The organism is Natrialba sp. INN-245 (assembly GCF_009807105.1).
Lineage (GTDB): Archaea > Halobacteriota > Halobacteria > Halobacteriales > Natrialbaceae > Natrarchaeobius > Natrarchaeobius swarupiae.
Genome location: NZ_WUBV01000053.1, coordinates 1 through 2,736, shown reverse-complemented (window position 1 = coordinate 2,736; position 2,736 = coordinate 1). Strand labels below are relative to the sequence as shown.

Genomic DNA, 2,736 nt, shown 5'->3' with positions numbered 1-2,736 from the left:
GCAACTACTGGAGTGGGAGACCCTCTGGGAACGTGGATTCGCCGCCCCTTTCATACTTTCATTTCACCCTATCAGCGACAGCAGTAGCTGTCGGTGGTGGGGTAAGTATCATTGCGGGGTGGGGGTAGTTTTTTGAGTTGGGTGGAGACTGGTTATGGTGTTGACGTGGCGTTTTCGGGTCTATAGGGTGATATTTCGACACACCTCGACATAATATTCTTTCTGTAGGCGGAGAAAGAATAGCAGCTGTTATCATGGTTGGATTAGACGTCGTTGCCATGGAATTAATGCGCGGTGTGGCGACGATCGAACCTGCGGTGACGACGAGTCGGTCGACAGGTGTCTCGCTGCCGACTTCGTTCCTGACCAGGATGTGGAGTGGACCTGCCGTTTCGGACGACGTATCGCCCAGTTTTGGTGAGCGGCGTTCTCGAGCGGATCGATCCGGTGTGGCCCGTGAACGTGGTTTGTCACCTGGTGGAGGTAACCGTCGATGAGCGATCACTATCCGGATCCGCCGCGCACCGAGTGGGGTGATCTCCCGGTGTTGACCGATGCGGACGATCCGTCGGTGTTCGAAGACAGCTGGGGGTCCATCTTGGACGAAGAAGGATGGAAACAACTGCAGTCTCAAATTCTCGAGGACGGGTCCCTCGAGGCGCGCCCCGATCAGGGGCCGTTCGACGGCGCGAAGTACCACGCGACGGATAGGAACGCCGTCTTTCAGTGGGACGACTCGGCCGAGATGTGGCGACCGCTGGGCGGCGGGACGTCGGCCAATCCGGTTCCCGGGACGAACTATCTCGAGTCGATACGGAGCCAGGAGTCGAACGGCGTCGTCTACGCCTCGCCTGGGGACGTTCAGTCGGCGATCGACGACGTGTATGAAGCGGCCAAAGAGTGGGAAGAGGCTGAGGACGGTGAGGCGTACGAAGAGGTCGGTGGGATGGTGAAACTGTACCCGGACGAGGTTTACAGTTTCACCGGGCTCAACGTGTTGGAGAAGGTGACCTTCGATTTCAACGGTGCGACAAACGTCGTCCACGAGGACGAAGACTGTGTGTACGTCTGTGAGGGGTCGACCGTCCTTGAGCCGCGGATTGCCATCGAGGATACGTTTACGTCGAACGTCTGGAATATCAACGCCAACGTTGCCGGTGGCTTTTCGGGGACGCGGGCGAACCGTATCGTCGGTGGCCGGACGATCGGCGGCGACTACTACGACCCGGAGGGAACGTGTTTTCACTTCTACGCGGACAGCGAGACGTACGATCCCGACGCCACCCTGTCGGACGATCCGTCCAGCCGAGCGAGAGTCGAGTTTTTCGAGGTCATCGGGCACGCGATTTCCCGGTTCGATACCGCAGTTCGGATCGAGTCGATCAATGGTGGTTCGGACGACGAGGACTTCGCATACGTCAACAACAACAGCTTCCGTGGCGGGACGGCGAGACACTGTCGGCGCTTCGTCGAGGTCTGCGGTAACTCGTCGGCGAATCAGAACCGATTCGACATCGACGTTCAGCCGGAGGTTTTCCGGGTGGACGACGACGATAACCCAGTCGATATGACGGAGGTCGTCTGGTACACGGAGAACGGCTCCCGGAATATCTGGACGGGCCAGATGTGGGACTTTCACGCCACGGAGAACGGGGCCTGGCAGATCGAAGAGGGGACTGGCTCGTGGAACCATATTATCGCACGGACGCGATCGATCAGGGAGGATCGTATCGATCGACGGACCGATGAGGAGGACCCGACGAACATCGTCTGGTATCCCCCGCGTCATGGACAGCGCTTCGAGACGTTCGTCGACTTCGATCGGACGTATTACACCGACGATGCCGAGCTCAGATTCGAGTTACCGAATCCGATGAACTTCACCACGAACGTTCGGCTCGAGGTCAGATACCTGGACGACGAGAACGGCGGGAACAATCCGCTCATGCTCCGGTTCGATGCGGATGGCGTCGACGATGGAGATTACTGGTACACGCTCGAGGACGAGGAGTTGAACGGTCACCACGAACGAGGGGCTGACGGTATCGTGGTGATCGAGCCGACGTCCTCGTCCAGATACGACTGGAACGACGGCGTCTGGACGATCTCGAACTCCTCCAGTGACGGGGAGGGGAGTACGATGAGCGTCTACGGTGGTGGGGCCGCATCCAATCGAATCGAGGGACGTCACCTCCGAAAGGGCGGAACGTCGTCGACGATGACGGATACGGAGGAGTTAGAGATCGTTCTCTCCGCGTCCGCGGAGGGCGGTGGGGACGACGTTGCTATCGCGGCTGCGGTGTTCATGGACCGCGACCGGGACGACGTGCTCGGCGAGCTGTACTGATTTGTCGAGGGTGATCGGTCGCGAGTGTTCGACTGGACGGTCCTACTCCTGTTATCTGAGACGGTCCGCTGTCCGTCAGTTCCGTGGGACTCCAGAGCGGGTCGCGATCGAACCAGTACAGCGTTCCGTATGAAGCGCTTGCGTTACGGACCGTTCCAGCGGCGTCGACTCGAGTTCCCGTCTCGATCACCACCGGGGACCGTAACCGTTATGCGCGCAACTCGCCAATTCACGGACGCGCCAAGGTGGCAGAGTCCGGCCGAACGCAGCTGCCTGCAGAGCAGCCCACCGCCGGTTCAAATCCGGCCCTTGGCTTTCTGCGACGAACGAAGGCGAGAAGTGAAAGCGAAACGAGGATTTGAATCAGGGAGTGGAGCGAAGCGAAACGA

Annotated in this window: 1 protein-coding gene and 1 tRNA gene; both read left to right on the top strand. The window is 59.4% G+C overall.

The window, feature by feature from the left end:
- Positions 1 to 493 precede the first annotated feature (493 nt).
- Positions 494 to 2,347: a hypothetical protein gene (locus tag GRS80_RS15110; RefSeq protein WP_160048289.1), complete on the top strand. Its 1,854-nt coding sequence runs from the start codon at positions 494 to 496 to the stop codon at positions 2,345 to 2,347.
- A gap of 239 nt (positions 2,348 to 2,586) precedes the next feature.
- Positions 2,587 to 2,662, top strand: a tRNA-Cys gene (locus GRS80_RS15105).
- The last annotated feature ends 74 nt before the right edge of the window (positions 2,663 to 2,736 follow it).

Coding starts and splice junctions, on each gene's coding strand:
- GRS80_RS15110 (WP_160048289.1), top strand. CDS start 494: ATGAGCGATCACTATCCGGATCCGCCGCGCACCGAGTGGGGTGATCTC.